General features: G+C 63.6%; 1 protein-coding gene. It reads right to left on the bottom strand.

What is annotated here, in order from left to right:
- On the bottom strand, positions 1 to 1185 hold a 1185-nt coding region (locus E5W70_RS32360; RefSeq protein WP_292665420.1), incomplete at its 3' end, for a transglycosylase domain-containing protein.
- Between the last annotated feature and the right edge of the window lie 223 nt (positions 1186 to 1408).

The raw sequence follows: 1408 nt of genomic DNA on the forward strand, positions 1-1408 counted from the left end.
GCCACCGACCATGGCGCGCACCGCGCCGGAATTGTCGATCGACACCAGCGCGCCCTGGCTGACATTGAGCTTCTTGCCGCTCTGGTCGATCAGCCGGCGGATCGATTGCTCGGCGAGCTTCTGCAGCGTCAGATCGACAGTCGTATCGACGACGATATCGCGGCGCACGTCGCCGATCAGGTCGGGCAGTTCTTCCATGATCGTGTCGGCGACATAGTTTTCCGAGCCGGTCCAGTATGACGGCGCGCGCGTCGCCGGCGCGCTCATCGCCGTGGTCATCTCCTTGGCGCTGATCTTGCCCTCGTCGCGCATCGCGGCGAGCACCAGCTGCGAACGCTGTTCGGCCGCCTTCGGGTCGCGTGCGGGCGACAGCCGCGACGGCGCCTTGAGCAGGCCGGCGAGAAGTGCGGCCTCCGACAGCGTGACGTCGCGCGCGCTCTTGCCGAAATAGCGGCGCGAGGCCGCTTCGACGCCATAGGCGCCGGAGCCGAAATAAACCCGGTTGAGGTACATTTCGAGGATCTGGTCCTTCGTATGCTTGTGCTCCAGCCACAGCGCCAAGAGCACTTCCTGCACCTTGCGTTCCAGCGTGCGGTCCGGCGTCAGGAACAGGTTCTTGGCCAATTGCTGGGTCAGCGTCGAGCCGCCTTGCGAGAAATGCCCGCCGACAACGTTGGTGACCATGGCCCGGGAAAGGCCGATCGGGTCGATGCCGAAATGCGAATAGAAGCGGCGGTCTTCGATGGCGATAACGGCCTCGGGAATATAGGGCGACATTTCGTGCAGGCCGACGGCTTCGCCGCCGCTCATGCCGCGATTGCCAAGCAGCTGGCCGTCGACCGAGACGATCTTGATGTTGGGGGCGCGGTCGGGAATGGCCCAGGTGGTGGCCGCCGGCATTTTCGCGCCGTAATAGACGACGATGCCGGCAGTGGCGATGCCGCCCCAGATGGCAAGCACGAAGCACCAGTAGAACAGCCGGGCAAGCACGCCGAACAGGCCGCGCCGGCTTTTGCCGCGCCCGCCGCGCGACGGCTTGGCCTTGGACGATTTGCGCTTTGCAGCGGCTTTTCGGTTGCTCGGCACGACGCGGTCCTCCTCGCTCACCGAAAAACCGGCCGAGGATTTCGCCCCCGGCGATGCCTCGAAGCTGGGCTCGATGCGGCTGTCTTTCCGGTTCGCCATGCGCTGTGCTGTCTTCCCCATGCCTATGGCGTTCGGGTTGAAGACTAGATGCGGCGGTTTAAAGGCGGGTTAAGTCGGGAAAAATCGAAGTAAACTGTATTCAATCGTTTGCGAAGCACGCGCGGCTCGTGACAGTGCCAAAGCCGGAAATGAAAAACCCGCCTCGGCGGGCGGGTCGTTGGAGCCAATTAGCACCATACCGAAATTAGTAGCATAGCTGCCG

It is taken from the genome of Mesorhizobium sp. (assembly GCF_005063415.1).
GTDB lineage: Bacteria > Pseudomonadota > Alphaproteobacteria > Rhizobiales > Rhizobiaceae > Mesorhizobium.